The 16,750-nt window shown below is 70.4% G+C and carries 14 protein-coding genes, 1 tRNA gene and 1 pseudogene; 6 read left to right on the top strand and 10 right to left on the bottom strand.

Translation table 11 applies throughout. From position 1 onward, the window contains the following. Positions 1 to 97: 97 nt before the first annotated feature. Positions 98 to 745 (bottom strand): TetR/AcrR family transcriptional regulator, encoded by a 648-nt coding sequence (locus OG828_RS28785; RefSeq protein ID WP_210576543.1) that lies wholly within the window; start codon positions 743 to 745, stop codon positions 98 to 100. Between the two features lie 255 nt (positions 746 to 1,000). Here OG828_RS28785 and OG828_RS28780 point away from each other — a divergent pair, with 255 nt between their 5' ends. The 6 genes from OG828_RS28780 to OG828_RS28755 all read left to right on the top strand — a co-directional run bounded on the left by OG828_RS28780 (position 1,001) and on the right by OG828_RS28755 (position 7,589). Continuing rightward, the gene (locus tag OG828_RS28780; RefSeq protein WP_328502762.1) at positions 1,001 to 2,305 is read left to right on the top strand and encodes a M6 family metalloprotease domain-containing protein; all 1,305 of its coding nucleotides are present in this window, start codon (positions 1,001 to 1,003) and stop codon (positions 2,303 to 2,305) included. A gap of 167 nt (positions 2,306 to 2,472) precedes the next feature. Continuing rightward, positions 2,473 to 4,158, top strand: coding sequence for an IclR family transcriptional regulator domain-containing protein (locus OG828_RS28775; RefSeq protein ID WP_328502761.1), 1,686 nt, complete (start codon positions 2,473 to 2,475; stop codon positions 4,156 to 4,158). Between the two features lie 154 nt (positions 4,159 to 4,312). Further along, complete coding sequence (locus OG828_RS28770; protein ID WP_328502760.1) at positions 4,313 to 5,317, top strand: sugar ABC transporter substrate-binding protein; 1,005 nt, start codon at positions 4,313 to 4,315, stop codon at positions 5,315 to 5,317. Between the two features lie 178 nt (positions 5,318 to 5,495). Next, positions 5,496 to 6,464, top strand: a complete 969-nt coding sequence (locus tag OG828_RS28765; RefSeq protein WP_328502759.1) for an ABC transporter ATP-binding protein — start codon at positions 5,496 to 5,498, stop codon at positions 6,462 to 6,464. Between the two features lie 26 nt (positions 6,465 to 6,490). Continuing rightward, the gene (locus tag OG828_RS28760; protein ID WP_328372240.1) at positions 6,491 to 7,342 is read left to right on the top strand and encodes an ABC transporter permease; all 852 of its coding nucleotides are present in this window, start codon (positions 6,491 to 6,493) and stop codon (positions 7,340 to 7,342) included. Positions 7,343 to 7,516: 174 nt separating this feature from the next. Then, a tRNA-Arg gene (locus OG828_RS28755) sits at positions 7,517 to 7,589 on the top strand. An 80-nt stretch (positions 7,590 to 7,669) separates the two neighbouring features. On the opposite strand, the gene OG828_RS28750 is transcribed toward OG828_RS28755, so the two are convergent. From OG828_RS28750 to OG828_RS28710, 9 genes and pseudogenes are all read right to left on the bottom strand, one after another. After that, positions 7,670 to 8,098 (bottom strand): type II toxin-antitoxin system VapC family toxin, encoded by a 429-nt coding sequence (locus tag OG828_RS28750; protein ID WP_328502758.1) that lies wholly within the window; start codon positions 8,096 to 8,098, stop codon positions 7,670 to 7,672. Next, on the bottom strand, positions 8,095 to 8,373 hold the full coding sequence (locus OG828_RS28745; protein ID WP_328362903.1) for a hypothetical protein: 279 nt from the start codon (positions 8,371 to 8,373) through the stop codon (positions 8,095 to 8,097). The genes OG828_RS28750 and OG828_RS28745 overlap by 4 nt, the downstream gene beginning before the upstream one ends. A gap of 434 nt (positions 8,374 to 8,807) precedes the next feature. Next, entirely contained in the window at positions 8,808 to 10,502 is a 1,695-nt protein-coding gene (locus tag OG828_RS28740) for an IS1182 family transposase (RefSeq protein ID WP_328441959.1), read from the bottom strand. Between the two features lie 461 nt (positions 10,503 to 10,963). Beyond that, entirely contained in the window at positions 10,964 to 11,287 is a 324-nt protein-coding gene (locus tag OG828_RS28735) for a helix-turn-helix domain-containing protein (protein ID WP_328502757.1), read from the bottom strand. Beyond that, a pseudogene (locus tag OG828_RS28730) lies at positions 11,287 to 11,549 on the bottom strand (type II toxin-antitoxin system RelE/ParE family toxin); the annotation flags it as partial. The gene OG828_RS28735 and the pseudogene OG828_RS28730, both read right to left, overlap by 1 nt. Before the next feature lie 100 nt (positions 11,550 to 11,649). Then, positions 11,650 to 12,147 (bottom strand): FBP domain-containing protein, encoded by a 498-nt coding sequence (locus OG828_RS28725; protein ID WP_328440165.1) that lies wholly within the window; start codon positions 12,145 to 12,147, stop codon positions 11,650 to 11,652. Between the two features lie 528 nt (positions 12,148 to 12,675). Further along, positions 12,676 to 13,011 (bottom strand): hypothetical protein, encoded by a 336-nt coding sequence (locus tag OG828_RS28720; RefSeq protein ID WP_328502756.1) that lies wholly within the window; start codon positions 13,009 to 13,011, stop codon positions 12,676 to 12,678. 194 nt (positions 13,012 to 13,205) lie between these two features. Beyond that, complete coding sequence (locus OG828_RS28715) at positions 13,206 to 14,921, bottom strand: ABC transporter ATP-binding protein (RefSeq protein WP_328502755.1); 1,716 nt, start codon at positions 14,919 to 14,921, stop codon at positions 13,206 to 13,208. After that, a complete protein-coding gene (locus OG828_RS28710) occupies positions 14,918 to 16,750 on the bottom strand; it encodes an ABC transporter ATP-binding protein (RefSeq protein ID WP_328502754.1) in 1,833 nt (610 codons plus the stop codon). The genes OG828_RS28715 and OG828_RS28710 overlap by 4 nt, the downstream gene beginning before the upstream one ends.

Raw genomic sequence — 16,750 nt, 5'->3', positions numbered from 1 at the left:
AAGTAAGGGAACGACTGGTCTAGGGAACGGCTCGTCGTCACTGACGGCCGGAAGCTGTGTGTCGTGACTGACTGGCGCGAGGCGCTGAACTAATCGGTCAGGCTGGGCTCCGCAGGTCCTCCATCGTCGATGCCACCCCCGGCAGGACCGAGCGGGCCGGAGCCCGCAGTCCGTCCAGGAAGAGCTGCAGGTGCCGGTGGACGAAGCGGTCGAGGCTCATACAGCCGACACCGGCCGGGGGCCGGCTGAGCTGGGCCACGGCGAGCATCACGTCGCCGACGGCCACATCGGAACGGAGCTGGCCCGCCTTCTGGGCACGCTCCATGACCTCTGCGATGAGCTGCTCGACCCGTTCCCGCGCCGCCACCAGGTCGGGGTGGTGCTGGTCGAAGGCGCTGGAGATCATCGGGCACAGCGCGCTGATCCGCTCGTCGGCGGCGGCGTGCACGAAGCGCTCCAGCGCCTCGAAGGCATCCCCGGTCTCCGCGAGCGCCTGGTGCGCGGCCTCTGCCGTACGGTCCATGACCGAGCAGACGACCTCGCGGACCAGCGCCTCGCGGTCGGGGAAGTTGCGGTACACCGTGGCATTGCCGACGCCGGCCCGGCGGGCGATCTCATCGAGCGGCACATCAGGGCCGAACTCGGTGAACATCTCGCGGGCGGCGGTGACGATCCGCTCCCGGTTGCGCAGGGCGTCGGCGCGCGGCCGGGTCACCTTCTTCTGCACGGGGGTCGCGGTCTGCACGGCGTACTCCTCGATGGACTCTGGTGCGATCCGGGGAAGCGCTCCCCGTTTCGCGCGGACACAGGTCTAAACGGGGAAACGATCCCCGGTTATTTCCCGCCCTCGAAGAATCTTCCTGTGACCTGAGTCACATCCCTACCGGCGGGAAACGCACGTTCGGCCCCTCCAGCGCGCGCCCGCCCCGCCCCCCGCCCCAGGGTGATCGAAAGGGCGCAGTCCGTGACCTGCGGCTGCCCGGAGCGAAGGGGGCCGTGCATGCCGCAGCCGACCGCCACCCGTCGGATACGCCCGCGCCGCCTGGCCGCCCTCGCGTCCGTGACCGTCCTGACCTTCACGGTCAGCAACGCGGCCGGTACGGGGCACCTGGCGGCGACCTCCACGACGGCCGGCGCCGGCTCGATCGCCCTGGCCCGCTCCGCCGCCCACGGCCCCTGCATGATCACCGGCGGACCCCAGGTCCAGATGTCGGAGGGCGTCCCGACCCCTCGCGGCTACTCCCGCTCCACCGGCACCGTCCGCGCCCTCACCCTCATGATCGACTTCTCCGACGCGCCCGGCCAGGGCACCGCGCTCGACCGCTACGCCGAGTTCTTCCCGCAGACCCGGGAATGGTTCCGGACCAGTTCCTACGGCCGCCTGGACTACCGCCCCGACACGCCCATACGCCAGTGGCTGCGCATGCCGAAGCCGTTCCGGGCGTACGGCATAGAACGCGGCGCCCCCTTCGACCCCGGCTACCGCGACCTGGTCCAGGACCTCGTCGCCGCCGCCGATCCCAAGGTCGACTTCACGTCGTACGACTTCCTGAACGTGCTGATCACCCCGAACGCCGGCCCCTCCGCCCTTGACACCGTCCTGTCGGTGACCTTCGCAGGCAACACCGAGGCACCCGTCGCGGACGGCAGGCCGGTGGCGAACGCGTCCTTCGTCTACTCCCGCCAGGACGACGGCTCCGGCACCTACGGCAAGACCGGCTACCGCGTCCTGCCCCACGAGAACGGCCATGTCTTCGGCCTGCCCGACCTCTACACCCAGGAAGGCGGGGCCGCTGTCGGCCACTGGGACATCATGAGCGAGGACTGGGGCGCCAACAACGACTTCCTCGGCTGGCACAAATGGAAACTGGGCTGGCTGGACGCCGCCCAGGTCAGCTGCGCGGCCGACCCCGGCACCAGCGACCACACGCTCACCCCCCTGTCCCGCGCGGGCGGCCCCAAGCTGGTCTTCGTCCCGCTCGACGCCCGCACCGGCTACGCGCTCGAGCTGCGCACCCGCAGCGGCAACGACGAAGCGGTCTGCCGCCCCGGCGTCCTGATCTACAAGGTCGACGCGACCGTGGACACCGGCCGGGGACCGGTGACGGTGTACGACTCACGCCGAGACAGCGGCGGCTGCACCCGCAGCCCGAACGTCCACGCAGAACTCTCCGACGCACCCTTCACCCCGGGCGAGGACTTCCGCGACCCCCGCCACGACATCCGGATCGCGGTGACGGACGCGGATCCGGGCGGGGAGCATCAGGTCCGGGTGACACGGGGGCCGAGGCCGACGCGGAAGTGAAGGGCTTGGGGCGCTTGCAGCGCCCTCAAGGGGCGCGGGGAACTGCGCGACCAGCCACGACGAACCCGCAGACGACCGACCACCCATCGCGGCACTCTCCGCCTGCGGGCCGGAGGAAACGCCGCGGATTACCGTAGGGCTGCCGCGACCGCCGTACCGGAGAGCCGATGCCCGCGAACACCACGACCGCCGCCCTCGGGGCGACCGGCCAGCCCGACGCCGTACCGGCCGAGGCGGTCACCCCGCTGATGCGGGGGATCGCCGTGCTGCGGCACCTGACCGAGGCGGGCGGCACGCTGAGCCCGAGCGGGCTGGAACGGGCCACCGGACTCGCTCGCTCCACCATCGACCGGATCACCTCGACGCTCGCGCGCATGGGGTACGTCCGTCTCGACGGCCGGGACGCGGTCCTCACCCCGCGCCTGATGGAACTGGGCAACGCCTATCTGTCCGCCCTGCGCCTGCCGGCCCTCCTCGCCGCCCGCGCCGACGAACTCGCCGACGAACTCGACGAGTCGGTGTCGCTCGCGGTGGGCGACCGCGACGGCATCCGCTTCATCCACCAGGCCACCCGCCGCCGCGCGATGTCCCTCAGCTTCCGCATCGGCGACCTCCTCCCGGCCGAACGCACCGCGCCAGGACCGCTGTTCGCCGCCGAGTGGAGCGACGACGACTGGACACGCTGGCGCGCACGCCGGGCGGCGGACCCGCAGGACCGTGCCTTTCCCGCCGTACCACCACGCGAACACCCCCACCCCGACGAGGAGTTCGAGCAGCGGGCGGCACAGGCGGCGGCGGACGGCTGGGCGCTGGACGACCAGCTGATCGAACCGGGCCTGGTCGCGGTGGCCGCACCCGTACGCGATCCGCGCACCGGCCAAGTCGCCTGTGTGGCAAGCGTGGTGAGCCACACCAGCCGCCACACCGCCGCCGGCCTGCGCGACACGCTCCTGCCCCGGCTGCGGGCGGCGGTGACGGACATGGAACGCGAACTGCGCGAGTCCCCGCCGCCGGAGCCGGCCGCGCCGCCGTCGGGCCTTGCGACCTGGACGGGGGCGTCGAAGCAGGAGCTGGGGAGGGAGTTCGTGGAATCCCTGGCCCGCGGCCTGACCGTCCTGACGGCCTTCGGTGAGGGCCGCGCGGAGCTGACCCTGACGGAGGTCGCGAAGGCGACGGGCCTGGCACGGGCGACGGCCCGCCGGGCGCTGATCACCTACGAGCATCTGGGGCTGGTACGGCCGGCTCCGCACCGCACGTTCACGCTCACCCCGCGAGTCCTCTCCCTGGGCTTTCCGCCCCTCTCCCGCACGACCCTCTCCCAGATCGCGACCCCGCACCTCGCCGACCTCTCCACCCGGGTCCACGAGTCGGCGTCACTGGCCGTCCTGTCACCGTCGGGCGAGGAGATCCAGTACACGGCCAGGGTGGCCACGATCCGGGTGATGAGCGTCAACATCACGGTGGGGACGCGGCTGCCGGCGTACGCGACCTCGATGGGGCGGGTGATGCTCGCCGACGTACCTGAACAGGCGCGTGTGCTCGGCGAGTTGAAGGCGCTGACCCCGCGCACGGTCACGGACCCCGCGGCGCTCTCCGCGACCCTGGACGAGGTCCGTGCGCAGGGCTACGCCCTGGTCGACGAGGAGCTGGAGGAGGGCCTGCGCTCCATCGCGGTACCGGTCCGTGACCGCACGGGCCGGGTGGTGGCCGCGGTGAACGTCGCGATGCACGCGGCCCGGCACACCGCCGACGAATGCGTCCACGACATCCTGCCCGAGCTGAGGGCGACGGCGGCGGGCATCGAGGCGGACCTGCATGTGGCGGGGAGGTTCACGCGGGTGTCGGCTGCGTGAGAAGCACGCACCCTCCCCTTCAGCCCTTGTAGAGACGTCCTGACATATCCATTGACAGCCCTCCGGGGCGGCCTCATAGTACGTGGCACTTGGCACTAGAGCGCGCTAATAAAGCGCTCTAGTGCCCCGGACCGCACAGCGAGGTGCAGGGGACATGCGCAGACACCAACGAGCCGCCACACTCACCGCCACCGCTCTGGCCGGCGTCCTGTTCGCCGCGGGCTGCTCCAGCAGCTCGGGCGGCAAGAAGTCCGAGGAAGAGGGCGCGGCCGCCTCGGCGGGCAAGGCGAACACCCCCCGGATGACGGTGGCCATGATCACCCACGCGTCACCCGGCGACACGTTCTGGGACCTCATCCGCAAGGGCGCCCAGGCCGCCGCCGCCAAGGACAACATCAAGCTCGTCTACTCCAGCGATCCCAGCGCCGGCAACCAGGCCAACCTCGTGCAGAACGCCATCGACCAGAAGGTCGACGGCATCGCCCTCACCGCCGCCAAGCCGGAAGCCATGAAGGACGTGGTGGCCAAGGCCCAGTCGGCCGGCATCCCGGTCGTCGGCTTCAACTCCGGTGTCGGCAACTGGAAGGAGCTCGGCATGCTCGAGTACTTCGGCCAGGACGAGAACATCGCCGGCCAGGCCTTCGGCGAGCGCCTCAACGAGCTCGGCGCGAAGCACGCCGTCTGTGTCATCCAGGAACAGGGGCAGGTCGCCCTGGAGGCCCGCTGCGCCGGCCTGAAAAAGGGGTTCAAGGGCAAGACCGACACCCTCTACGTCAACGGCACCGACATGCCGTCCGTGAAGTCGACGATCACCGCCAAGCTCAAGCAGGACAGCTCCATCGACCAGGTGGTCACCCTCGGCGCCCCGATCGCCCTCACCGCCGTGCAGTCCGTGTCCGACGCGGGCACCGACGCCAAGGTCGCGACGTTCGACCTCAACAAGGATCTCGTCAAGGCCGTCCAGGACGGCACGGTCGAATTCGCCGTCGACCAACAGCCCTACCTCCAGGGCTACCTGTCCGTCGACGCCCTCTGGCTCTACAAGACCAACGGCAACTTCAGCGGCGGCGGCACCGCCCCCGTCCTCACCGGACCGGCCTTCATCACCAAGGACAACGTCGACCAGGTCGCCGACTTCGCGGCGAAGGGGACGCGCTGACGGTGAGGGCAGCGGTTCCGGCGCCACGTCGGGTGGCGCCGGCAGCCGCTCTCATGTATCGGCGCGCAGGTAAACGTTAGGTAATGTGTTCGCCCGGGTAGGGCCCATCGGCGCGGCCTTCGGCCCCTGATGCCAAAGGGGACGACCAGGAGAAGACAGACTGACCGGGGGAACACTTATGAAGACCGCTCACGCCCTGTCCGGGTCCGGGAGCAGTCCACCACCGCAGACCGACACGGTCATCGACGTACGCGATCTGCGGATGCGCTACCGCACCCAGGACGTACTGAAGGGGGTCGGCTTCACGGCCCGTCGAGGGGAAGTCGTCGTACTGCTCGGCCCGAACGGCGCGGGCAAGACGACCACGATCGAGATCCTGGAAGGCTTCCGGATGCGCTCGGCCGGTGACGTGACCGTCCTCGGCACCGATCCGGCGCGCGGGGACGAACGGTGGCGTGCGCGCCTGGGCATCGTGTTGCAGTCCTGGCGCGACCACGGCAAGTGGCGGGTGCGGGAGCTGCTGGTCCAGCTGGGTTCGTACTACGCGCCGTACTCCGCCCCCCTCGTACGGCGGCCGTGGGACATCGACGACCTCATCGCCGCCGTGGGGCTCACCGAGCAGGCGAACAAACGGGTGGGGACCCTGTCGGGCGGGCAGCGCAGACGGTTCGACGTGGCCATCGGCCTTGTGGGCCGACCCGAGCTGCTGTTCCTGGACGAGCCGGCGGCCGGTCTGGACCCGGAGGCCAAGAACGAGTTCCACGGCCTGGTGCGCGGGCTGGCGGACGAGAACACCACCGTTCTGCTGACCACGCACGACCTTGCCGAGGCGGAGAAGCTCGCCGACCGGATCCTCATCCTGGCCGGTGGCCGCATCGTGGCCGACGGCCCCGCCGAGGAGCTGTCCCGGCAGGCATCGGCCGAGGCCACCGTGCGCTGGACCCTGGACGGGAAGCCCTACGAGCAGGCGACGGCCGAGCCGACCCCCTTCGTCCGCCGGCTGTTCGAGGAGCACGGCGAGGCGATCGGCGGGCTGGAGGTGCGCCGGGCGAGCCTGGAGGACACCTACCTGACGATGGTGCGCGAATCGGAGGCGGGGAGCGTCTCCGGCGAGCGCGCGGCACAGGCCTTCGGAGAGGGATCGTGATGAGTCCGATGAGTCGGATGAGTCCGATGAGTCCGGTGTGGCACGCAGCGAGAGCGGGAGTGCGGCGTGGCTGCATAGAACTCCGGCAGACCTTCACCACCGGCCAGGACGTGTTCGGATACACCATCTGGACGGTCCTGCTCGTCGTGCCGCTGTTCCTGGTCAGGGACGATCGGCTGGAGGGTGCCGGCATCTCGGTCGGCGCGTTCATGCTGCCGAGCATGGTGGGCATGACGCTCGCCTTCACCGGCATGATGACCACCGCGCAGCTCCTGGCCACCGAGCGCGAGGACGGCACCCTGCTGCGGGCCAAGTCCGTGCCTCACGGCATGGTCGGCCACCTGGTCGGCAAGATCGTCATGGTGTCGGGTACGGCACTCGTCTCCATGGGACTCGCCCTCGCCGCCGGCGTGTTCCTCGTCGATGACGTTGCCCGGCAGGGCGGCGGAGCATGGCTGACGCTGCTCTGGGTGGTACCGCTGGGCCTCCTGGCCACCCTGCCCATCGGCGCCGTCATCGGCTCCCTCGTCGACAGCCCGCGCACCATCGGCCTGCTGATGCTTCCGGTCATGGGCCTCATCGTGATCTCCGGAATCTACTTCCCCCTCTCGAAGCTGCCCGACTGGCTCCAGACCGTCGGCCAGATCTTCCCCGTCTACTGGCTCGGCCTCGGCCTCCGCTCGGCCCTCCTCCCGGCCGACGCGGTCGCCGCCGAACTCGGCGAATCCTGGCGGCACCTGGAGACAGCGGGGGTACTGGGCGCCTGGGCAGTCGCCGGGCTACTCCTCGCACCGCCCGTACTGCGGAGAATGGCCCGCCGCGAGTCCGGATCCACGATGGCGGAACGGCATCGGAAGGCTATGCAGCGGGTCGGTTAGGGGCGTGCGTGGCGGGGCGTTGGCAGGGGGCGGGGGCCTCGGGGTGGCGGGCGGGGGCAGCGGGCGTCGGCGGTGGCATCCGGCCCCGGAGCCGAGCCTCCTGCGGAAACGAGGGCCTGCCCACTGCCGATCCCTTATCCGCTAGGCTGGTCGCCGGATCTCACGGAGATCCTCGCCTTCGTAGCTCAGGGGATAGAGCACCGCTCTCCTAAAGCGGGTGTCGCAGGTTCGAATCCTGCCGGGGGCACAGAGAAACATCAGGTCAGAGGCCCTTCCGTCCGGCGGACGGGAGGGCCTATGCGCATGCGGCACAGACGCCGCGGCCACCTACAGTTGCTGCTCCCACGGATTGACCACCAGAGCCCCGGTTCGGGCCATGTGCTTGATGTTGCGTGTGGCAACTGTCCAGCCGTTGGCCAGGGCAGAGGCGGCGATCAGGGCGTCCGGTGGGTCGATGCTGGTGCCGGCAGCCTTGAGCGTCTTGTGGATGGTGAGGTAGGCGGCCGCTTCCGGTTCGCCGATCGGTGCGATGCGGTCACGGAATTCGTGCCGTACCGCAGCGAGGGCTTGTGCGTAGCGGGCTTGCCTTACGGGATCCGGGGCGGCGGCAACGCCGGCCTCGATCTCGGCCACGGTGATCACGCTCAAGAAGCGGTTGGGGCGGGCCGTGGACCGGAACCAGGCCAGGACGCGCGGGTCGGGCTTCGCCCGGGTCGTGAGTTCGGCGACGACATTGGTGTCGAACAGGTAGATCACTCGGCGTCCGTCTGCGCATCGTAGGAGCGGGCGCCGAACTCCAGACCCTCGAAGGGCCGGGAGAGCAGAAATTCCTCGAAGCCGTCGTTGCTCAGCGTCACCCAGCGGTGCAGCATCTCGGGCAGAGCCTCGATCTCCGTGTCGGCGAGCTCCGCGTCAAAGTGCCGACGCTGGTCCTCAGGCAGGGACTCCCGGATGTCACGGATGGTCCGCAGCGGATGCGACGACGGGCGCGGCGGGTGAGGAACACCGCTCGAAGCTGTGGTCACCGGCATCCCCTCCGCATGCATCGGGCTGCGTACTGCTGGTCCCAGGCTACGGGTTTCCGCCTGTCCGCTCACACCTTTGGGACGAGAGCGGGGCATCCGTCAGCCTGGCCGCCCAGCGAGAGTGGCAGTTCTTACGGCGTGCGCCTGGTCGTCCTCGTCAACAGGTACCGCCCCCAACCAAGTGGCCGACCGGAACGGATTCGGCACACATGAGGCCGGGAATGGCTGAGAACACGCGAGAACCGTGGAGGAGTGATTTCGCAGGTCAGGTGCACTGGAGGCTACGTTTACGCAGGTCACGGCCTCACCGGAGGAGATCTCCTAAAGCGGGTGTCGCAGGTTCGAATCCTGCCGGGGGCACCACGCGTTACCGCGCTGACCTGGGGTTTCTCCCCCAGGGATGGCTCCTGTTCGGCCTCGGACGACTCGGACGCTGTTGGTTAATTCGGGGCCGGGCACTTCGCCCCGCTGGCCGCTTCTTGGTCGGCGGGGCGAAGTGCTGCGAAGTGGCTGATGCGAGTGCGGGCTCGTGGTGTGTCGATGAGGTGGGCGTCGATGCGGGCGAGGTTGATCGCGGCGCCAGTGAGCTGGTGCTGGAGGCTGGTTTTGGCCAGGCCTCGGTAGCGGGACCTGCGCAGGCCGCAGCGTAGGACGGCCTGGGACATGGTGCCCTCGACACCGGCGCGGATCTGGTAGCGCTCCTTCCAGGCGTCGGTCTGCTGTTCCGCCCTGGCCGCATGCAGCGCGTGGTGTTCGTCCTGGCGGCGTAGCCGCAGTTCACGGGGTCGTTTGGCGTTGGTGGTGTTGATGCACGCCTGTCGCATGGTGCAGGGGCGGCAGTCGCTCGCCGAGAAGACCACCCGGAGTACCGGCTGGCCGCGCTGGGAGAGCCGTTCGCTCCAGGTGGTGCTGGTGTGGCCGCCAGGGCAGGCGGCCTGCTGCTTGTTCCAGTCGATGGTGAAGGCGTCTTGGGCGAAGCCGTCTTCGGCGCTGGTCTGGGCGCTGTTGTCGGCTTGGATGGGTCCGTGCAGGGCGATGCCGTGGTCGCGTCGGGCGCTGACCAGGGCGGGGGCGGTGGGATAGCCGGCGTCCACCCAGTGTTCGGCGGGCAGGCAGTCACGTGCGGCAAGCTGGGTGTGGATCGTCTCGGCCATCGACCGGTCCTGGACGGTGGCCACGGTCGTGGTGACGTTCGTGATCAGGTTCGGGGCGTCCGGCTCGCAGGTCTCGGTGAAGTGGACCTTGTAGCCGTCCCACATGATGTCGCGTTTGACGCTGCCACGTGCGTCGGTGTCATACGGGGTGACCAGGCGCGTCGCGTTCGGCGGGCGGTCTTTTGGGTCCCTGCGCCGCACCTCGCCCTCCACCAGGTGAAAGTGCTGGATCCACATCTGCCGCAGGACCTCCACCTTGTTCAGGTCGCGCAGGCCATCGGGAGAACGGGGGTCGAAGACAGCTGCCAGCAAGCGCATCCCGTCCCGGCCGATCCGCTCGGCCACCTCGGCCCGCTTCGCGCGGGAGGCGGGAAACCGGGTGTCATCGATCCGGGTGGCGTAGTGCTGGAACCAGTCCGGCTCGGCAATGTCGGCCAGCCAGTCCGGGGCGTTGTGGGCGACCGCGTTGAGTGCCGCACGCAGGGTCTCGGCCACCATCTCCAGCCAGTTCAGCTCCCGTGCGGCGGACAGCACGTGGGTGGAGTCGGTGCGGGCCCGGCCCGAGCTTTTGAGCAGTCCTCGTTCCCTGGCCGCGGCCAGGACACCGTCCATCACCCGCCGCCCGCCGTCCGTGCCGGTCAGGCGGTCTCTGAACTCCGACAGCACCGAGAAGTCGAATCCCGGGTCGTCGAGCTCCAGCCCGAGCGCGTACTTGAAGTCGATCCTGGCGCGGACCGCTTCCGCCGCCTGCCGGTCGGTCAGCCCCTCAACGAACTGCAACACCAGCACCAGCGCCAGCCGCCCCGGCGACCACGCATGCCTGCCCCGGGACGGGAAGAGATCAGCGAACTGCTCATCGGTGAACAACACGCCCAGTTCATCCCGCAGCCGGGTCGCCAGACTGCCCTTCGGGAACGCCGCCCGCGCTACCCGCACCGTCTCCCCGGGGATCTCCCCATCCCCGGCCGAACGCATCGACATCAACACCCACCCCATACGACAACGTCGGTCTTCAAGACCACAACCGAGTCTTGAAGACCGACGTCACGCAGGCCCCAAATTAACCAACAGCGTCCGCCCGTGCGTGCGGGGCCGTTTGCGTGAGCGGTGCGTGAGCGGACGGAGAGTTGATCTCCGAAATACCGCCCACCGGATCAGCATCGTCCGGCACGGACTCCGGAGCGGGCTTCTCCACGTGAGCCCTCGCAGTCGGCTTCCGATTGCCCCGCCACTAATCGCATCGGACGCTCTTCACAGATCAGGCTCAGTGATGGGTCTCGCGCAGCGCATCCAGGTCTGGGTCCGGGAAGCCGCAGGTCACCGACACAGTGCCCCCTCTCTCCCAAGGCTAAAGCCGGTGATGGGACACAGCCGGGTCAGCGGGGCAACCTCGCTCACCGGTTCGCTGAGGTCCACCCCCTCGAGCGGGGCGGGGCTCGGTTTCAAGCGGCGTGCGGGGTGAAGGTGACGCGGGAGTCACCCTCGTCGATGGCCAGGTTCAGGGTGCCGTCCAGTGCCTTGGCCAGGCGTCGTAGCAGCGGGAGAGTGGGCACGGTGTCGCTACCCTCCATCCGGGACACCTGAGGCTGCGTCATCCCGGCCCGCTCGGCCAGTTCGGCCTGGGACAGACCGAGCTCGAGCCGACGGTCGTAGACCGCCTGACCAAGGTCGCCAGCCAGCCGTGCGTCGACGTACTCCTGGTCGTACTCCACCGCCTCACCCGCCAGCTGCCGGGCCCGGCGCGTCCTCCACGTGCTGTGATTCATCAACTCTCCTTGCGCCGGTCGTAGGTGTGCTCGGCCCGGCCATGCTCGGCCTCGCAGACCTTCTGGGCCTATGCGCACGCTCGACTTCCGCCGCCTCACGCATCCTCGTCTTACGGAACACCGTCAACAGAACGATCCGCTGCCCGGGGGCGAGCCAGTACGGGATGCGCACGGACTCGCCGTCCAGCTCGAAGCGCAGCTCACGCAGCTTGCCGCCCAGGTGACGCGAGTACGGCTCACCAAGTGTCGTCGGCTCGTCCAAGGTCAGGGAGGGTCCGGGGCCTTTCTCATGAGGCGATCACGCCGTTTGAGGCGGGAGTGGAGCAGGGCTCGGCGGCGATGGCCGTCGAGCCCTGTCGGGCTCAGTGGAAGAGCCGCTCCACGAACGCGTCGAGGTTGTCGCGCAGGCGCTCGATCTGCTGCTCGACGGTGAGGGACTCCTCCATGCGCCCGCCCGGTGCTGCCTTCTTCCTGCCGCGTACGTACAACGAGCAGTCCAGGTCGGAGCAGATGTAGAGGCCCACCGAGTTGCCTTCGCGGCCGGCCGGGCCTGCCTTGGGGGCGGTCATGAGGGAGACGCCGCTGCCGGGATGCGTGGTCAGGCACAGGGAGCACAGGCTGCGGCGCAGGAAGCCGCGGTTGCCGGAAGCGGAGCGGAGGGACAGGCCGACGAGTTCATCGGCGCGTTCGACGACGAGATACCTGCGATCGGGCGCGGACAGATCGAACCAGCCCAGGAAGTCCAGGTCGTCCCAGTGGTCGAGGTCCGCCAGGTTCTTGGGCAGGGGGAGGCGTTTGGCCTCGCCCTTCGAGCAGTTGACGAACGAGGTACGGATGTCGTGCTCGGTCAGGGGTTTCATGAGGATCCTTCGAGGAAAGCCGGCCAGGGACGGTCGCAGTGGTGACGACGGGCCGGTGTACGCAGCACGGGGACACGGCAGTGCCGAGATCACGGTGACCAGCGAAAGTAGGGCCCGTCTTCGGGCGCGCGCCCCCGCGGCCCTCGCGGCGACGAACCGCGCAGGCCAGGGCATCTCGTGACGCGGCATCTCAGGAAGATGCCGGAGACAAGAAACAAGAAGGGGGGAGAGTTACCGCGCGCCGCAGAGGAGGGAGGGCACACGGCCGGAGGCAACTATGGCCGCAACGCATTCGGCACGGTCCATGTCTCTCGCCTCCTTCCGGGCAGGGCACGCGGTGCGTGTCGACGCCGAGCGCGCCGAGTGGGGCGGCAGAGAACCTGCCGCGCGAAATCCCGGACAGAATATCCGATCAACGCCACCGCGCGACCGGAATTTCCGACCGCCCGCGCGCTCAGCATGTGTGATTGCCTGGGGGTGGAAGACAGCTGCTGGTGCAGCCCCGAGTACCGTGCTCAGGCTCAGCACTCAAGCCGACCGCCCGTCCATGCCTCGCGCTTCGGCGAGCAGGATGCGCAGCCGGCGCAGGACGTCCGACTGGGCTTCGTTGTAGATCTCCTGGAAGGCGTTGCCGACAGTCTTCTTGGCGAATTTCTCGCCCCGCGGGGCGTCGGCGGACAGTGTGCTCAGACCCGGGTGCTGCCGCCACAGCTCTTGCACGAAGGCGACCAGGCCCTCGGCCACCTCGGCGCGGGTCTGCTCGTCGGCGTCGGCGGGCAGTTGTTCGAAGGCCGCGCCGGCGGGATCCTCGACGGGGTTTCTCATCAGGTCGGCATAGGCGGCGGTGCCCTGCGGGCCGAGCATCCTGCTCCGTTTCGACTGCTCGGGTATCGGCCGACCGCCTCTGCTCACTCCACTCGGCACCATGCCGTCGCGGCATGGTCAAGCGCGACCGCACGCGCGCTTCACGCGCCCCCGGCCACCCCGACCGGGGCTCCCACTCGCCCTCGGACTCCTTGTCCGGGGCCGTTTGCCACCGAGGCCCCCGCACGGCCGTCTCAGTCCCGCGCCGCCGCTGCCCGGGACAGGTCCCAGTACGCGGCGTACCGGTCGGCGTGCCGCAGCAGCTCCTCGTGGGTGCCCTGTTCGACCACCCGCCCGGCGTCCAGGAAGGCGACGTGGTCGGCCCGGCGCACGGTTCTCATGCGGTGCGCCACCAGCACCACGGTCCGGCCCGCCATCAGCTCCTCGATGCCGGCGTGCACGGCCGCCTCGTTCACCGGGTCCAGGGCCGAAGTGACCTCGTCGAGCAGCACGATCGGCGCGTCCTTCAGCAGTGCGCGGGCGATGGAGACGCGCTGCCGCTCGCCGCCCGACAGCAGGGCCCCGCCCTCGCCCACGTCCGTCGACCAGCCGCCGGGCAGCCGCTCGATCACCTCGTCGAGACGGGCCGCGGCCGCCGCGGCCCGTACCTCGGCGTCGGTGGCGTCCGGGCGGCCGAGGCGCACGTTCTCCTCGATCGTGCCGTCGAAGAGGTAGACGTCCTGGAAGACGATGGCGATCCGCGCCATCAGCGCCGCCGTGTCCATCTCCCGTACGTCCACGCCGCCGATCCGCACCGCGCCCGCGTCGACGTCGTAGAAGCGGGCGAGCAGCTGCAGCAGCGTCGTCTTGCCCGCGCCCGACGGCCCGACGACGGCGAGCCGCCGGCCCTCGGGTACGGACAGCGCCACCCCGTCGGCGACCGTCCGGTCCCCGTGCCGGAAGGTGACCGCGTCGAACTCGACGTCGTGGCAGGACGGTTCGCGCGGCGCGCGGGGCTCCGGCAGCGGCTTGGTGGTGAGGACGTCGTCGAGGCGGGTGAGTTCGGCGCGGGCGGCTCGGATGCCGCCACTCATCTCGGCGAGGGACAGCAGCGGGTCGGCGCAGCGGGCGGCGAGCACCAGGACTGCCAGTGTCTCGGCCGCACCTATGTCCCCGCCGAGGGCGAGGTAGGCGCCGAGCGCGAGCAGCGCGGTGAACACCGCCTGCACGGTGACCGCAAGACCCAGCACACCTGGCAGCGCCGACATGGTGGAGCGACGCGAGGCGCAGCGCAGTTCCTTCAGGGAGTCGTCCAGCAGACCGAATCGCTCGCCGGTGCGGCCGCCGGCGCGCAGCACCGGCTGGGCCTGGAGGTACTCGATGACGCGGCCGGTGGCCTCGCGCTCGCGTTCCACGCGTTCCGCGTCGGTCGCCGTCGTCGCGCGGGCCGTACGCAGCTGGACCGCGGCTACCAACGGCACAGCGGCGAGGGCGGCAAGCCCCAACTGCCAGTTGACGGCGAGCATCACGGCGACGATCGTCAGCGGCGTCGCGCAGGCGGAGATGAACGGCGCCAGGAGGTGCGCGATCACGCTCATCGCCTGCAACACGCCCTGGCTGGCGAGGACGGATATCTCGCCGGTGCGGCCGGGTTGGTACCAGCCGATGGGCAACCGGGCGAGGTGTTCGCCGAGACGCTCGTACATGCCATGCAGCATCGTCGTACCCACGCGGAAACCGGAGCGGTCGCTGACGTACCGCAGCACCGCGTAGACCGCGACCGCCGTGCCGAAGGCGGCCAGCCAGGGCCGGGCGTCCTCGGGTGTGCTGCCGAAGAGCGCGCGCAGCACGGGCACCAGCAGGGCGTACGACAGTCCCTCGGCGAGGGCGGTCGCCGTCATCAGGGCAATGGTGCGGCGCACCGGCCCGGCGTACTCCTGGCCGAGCACACGCAGCAGGGTGCTGATCATCGGGCCTCTTCCCCTTCCATGGCATCGGCTTCCGCGGCACGGGCTTCCATGGCACCGGCGTGGATCTTCCAGAATTCGGCGAATGCGCCGTTCCGCGCGAGGAGTTCCGCGGTCGTGCCCCGCTCCACGATCTCGCCGTCGCGCAGCATTACGACGGTGTCGGCGTCGGCGATCGTCTCCAAGCGGTGGGCGATGACCAGCGTCGTCCGCTTCTCCCGGGTCTGCGCCAGCGCCTCGCGCACCGCCTGCTCGGTCTGCGGGTCGGCGAAGGCGGTGGCCTCGTCGAGGACCAGGACGGGGGTGTCGGCGAGCAGGGCGCGGGCGATCGAGACGCGTTGCGCCTCGCCGCCGGAGAGGCGGGCGTCCTCGCCGATCACCGAGTCGTAGCCGCGGGGCAGTTCGAGAACGCGGTCGTGGATGCTCGCCCGGCGGGCGGCGCGGACGACCGCGTCGCGGTCGGCGTGCGGGACGGCGAGGGCGATGTTGTCCGCGACCGAGGCGCGCAGCAGCCGGACGTCCTGGAAGACGAAGGACACCCGCCGGTACAGCTCCTGGCTGCCCACCTCGCGCAGGTCGACGCCGCCGAGGAGCACGGAGCCATGCGTCGGATCGTAGAACCGCGGCAGCAGCTGCACCAGCGTGGACTTGCCGCTGCCGGACGGCCCGACCACGGCGGTGATCGTGCCCGGCTCCAGCACCAGGTCGATCCCGCGCAGCACCTCGCGCCCGGCCTCGGCATCCTCGTACCCGAAGCGACCCTCGTACCCGAAGCGGACGTCCCGCAGCTCCACCCGGTGTCCCTCGGGCGCCACCGGCCGTACGGGCTCGGGCAGCGACGGCTCGGCGAGTACGTCCCGGATTCGGCCGACGGCGCGCCGCGCGGTCTGCAGGTCGTCGAAGCCGTGCCCGAGCGCGGCCACGGGCGCGGTCAGCCCGAGGCCGAGGAGCAGGAACGGCAGCAGGTCCGCCGGGGCGAGCCCGCCCCCGGTGATCCGGTACGCGCCGCCGACCAGCACCGCCAGCAGCACGAACGGCGGCGACAGCGCCACCTGCATCCCGGCGGCGACCCCGGCAAGACCGCGCACCATCCGGTAGAAGCTCCGGGTGAAGTCGCCCACCGCGGTACGGAACGTGCCGTGCGCCCGCTCCGCCCCGCCGAACGCCTTCACCACCGCGATGCCCTGCACGAACTCGACCACCGACGCCGAGATCCGCCCCATCGCGGCGTCGAACTCCTTCTGCTCGCGCAGCCGCGCAGGGGTCATCATCAGCGGCACCAGCGCGACGGCCAGCAGCACGGGGATCAGCGTGATCAGTGTCAGCCGCCAGTCCACGGTGAGGAGGTAGCCGAGCGAGACCAGCGGCACCACGAAGGCGGAGACCAGCTCGCCCGGCGTGTGGGCGATGAGCGGGTGCACGGCGCTGACGTCCTCACCCACCAGCTTCGCCAGCTCCCCGTTGCGCCGCCGTGCCAGCCAGCCGATCGGCACCCGCCCGAGCCGCGCGGCGAGTTGCCGGCGCAGCGACAGCTGCACCCGGGTGTCGAGAAGGTGTCCGACGCCGGACGAGGCGGCCGTGAACAGCAGCCGTACGAGCAGCCCTGCCGCGCCCACGATCACGACGTTGCGCACGTGCCCGTCGTCGGCCGGCCCCGGCGCCAGCAGCGTACGGCCGAGCTCGACGACCGCGAGGAGCGGCGCCAGGCCGGCGACGGCGCCGATGACCTGGAGGACGACGACAATGGCGAAGCCGCCCGCGTACGGGCGCAGTAGACGGGCCACGCCCGGTGGTGGCGGCGCGGTGGGTCCGGTGGGTCCGGTGGAAGTCAT

Origin of the sequence: Streptomyces sp. NBC_00457 (assembly GCF_036014015.1) — a bacterium.
Lineage (GTDB): Bacteria > Actinomycetota > Actinomycetes > Streptomycetales > Streptomycetaceae > Streptomyces.
The sequence above is the reverse complement of the archived record's forward strand: the minus strand, read 5'-3'. Positions and strand labels throughout refer to the sequence as shown.

What these genes read in the sequence shown, in the direction of transcription:
- OG828_RS28735 (WP_328502757.1), bottom strand. Translation starts at nt 11,287, where the DNA reads ATGAATCACAGCACGTGGAGGACGCGCCGGGCCCGGCAGCTGGCGGGT.
- OG828_RS28720 (WP_328502756.1), bottom strand. Translation starts at nt 13,011, where the DNA reads ATGCTCGGCCCGCAGGGCACCGCCGCCTATGCCGACCTGATGAGAAAC.
- OG828_RS28765 (WP_328502759.1), top strand. Translation starts at nt 5,496, where the DNA reads ATGAAGACCGCTCACGCCCTGTCCGGGTCCGGGAGCAGTCCACCACCG.
- OG828_RS28780 (WP_328502762.1), top strand. Translation starts at nt 1,001, where the DNA reads ATGCCGCAGCCGACCGCCACCCGTCGGATACGCCCGCGCCGCCTGGCC.
- OG828_RS28775 (WP_328502761.1), top strand. Translation starts at nt 2,473, where the DNA reads ATGCCCGCGAACACCACGACCGCCGCCCTCGGGGCGACCGGCCAGCCC.
- OG828_RS28760 (WP_328372240.1), top strand. Translation starts at nt 6,491, where the DNA reads ATGAGTCCGGTGTGGCACGCAGCGAGAGCGGGAGTGCGGCGTGGCTGC.
- OG828_RS28770 (WP_328502760.1), top strand. Translation starts at nt 4,313, where the DNA reads ATGCGCAGACACCAACGAGCCGCCACACTCACCGCCACCGCTCTGGCC.
- OG828_RS28740 (WP_328441959.1), bottom strand. Translation starts at nt 10,502, where the DNA reads ATGTCGATGCGTTCGGCCGGGGATGGGGAGATCCCCGGGGAGACGGTG.
- OG828_RS28715 (WP_328502755.1), bottom strand. Translation starts at nt 14,921, where the DNA reads ATGATCAGCACCCTGCTGCGTGTGCTCGGCCAGGAGTACGCCGGGCCG.
- OG828_RS28745 (WP_328362903.1), bottom strand. Translation starts at nt 8,373, where the DNA reads ATGCCGGTGACCACAGCTTCGAGCGGTGTTCCTCACCCGCCGCGCCCG.
- OG828_RS28725 (WP_328440165.1), bottom strand. Translation starts at nt 12,147, where the DNA reads ATGAAACCCCTGACCGAGCACGACATCCGTACCTCGTTCGTCAACTGC.
- OG828_RS28710 (WP_328502754.1), bottom strand. Translation starts at nt 16,750, where the DNA reads ATGACTTCCACCGGACCCACCGGACCCACCGCGCCGCCACCACCGGGC.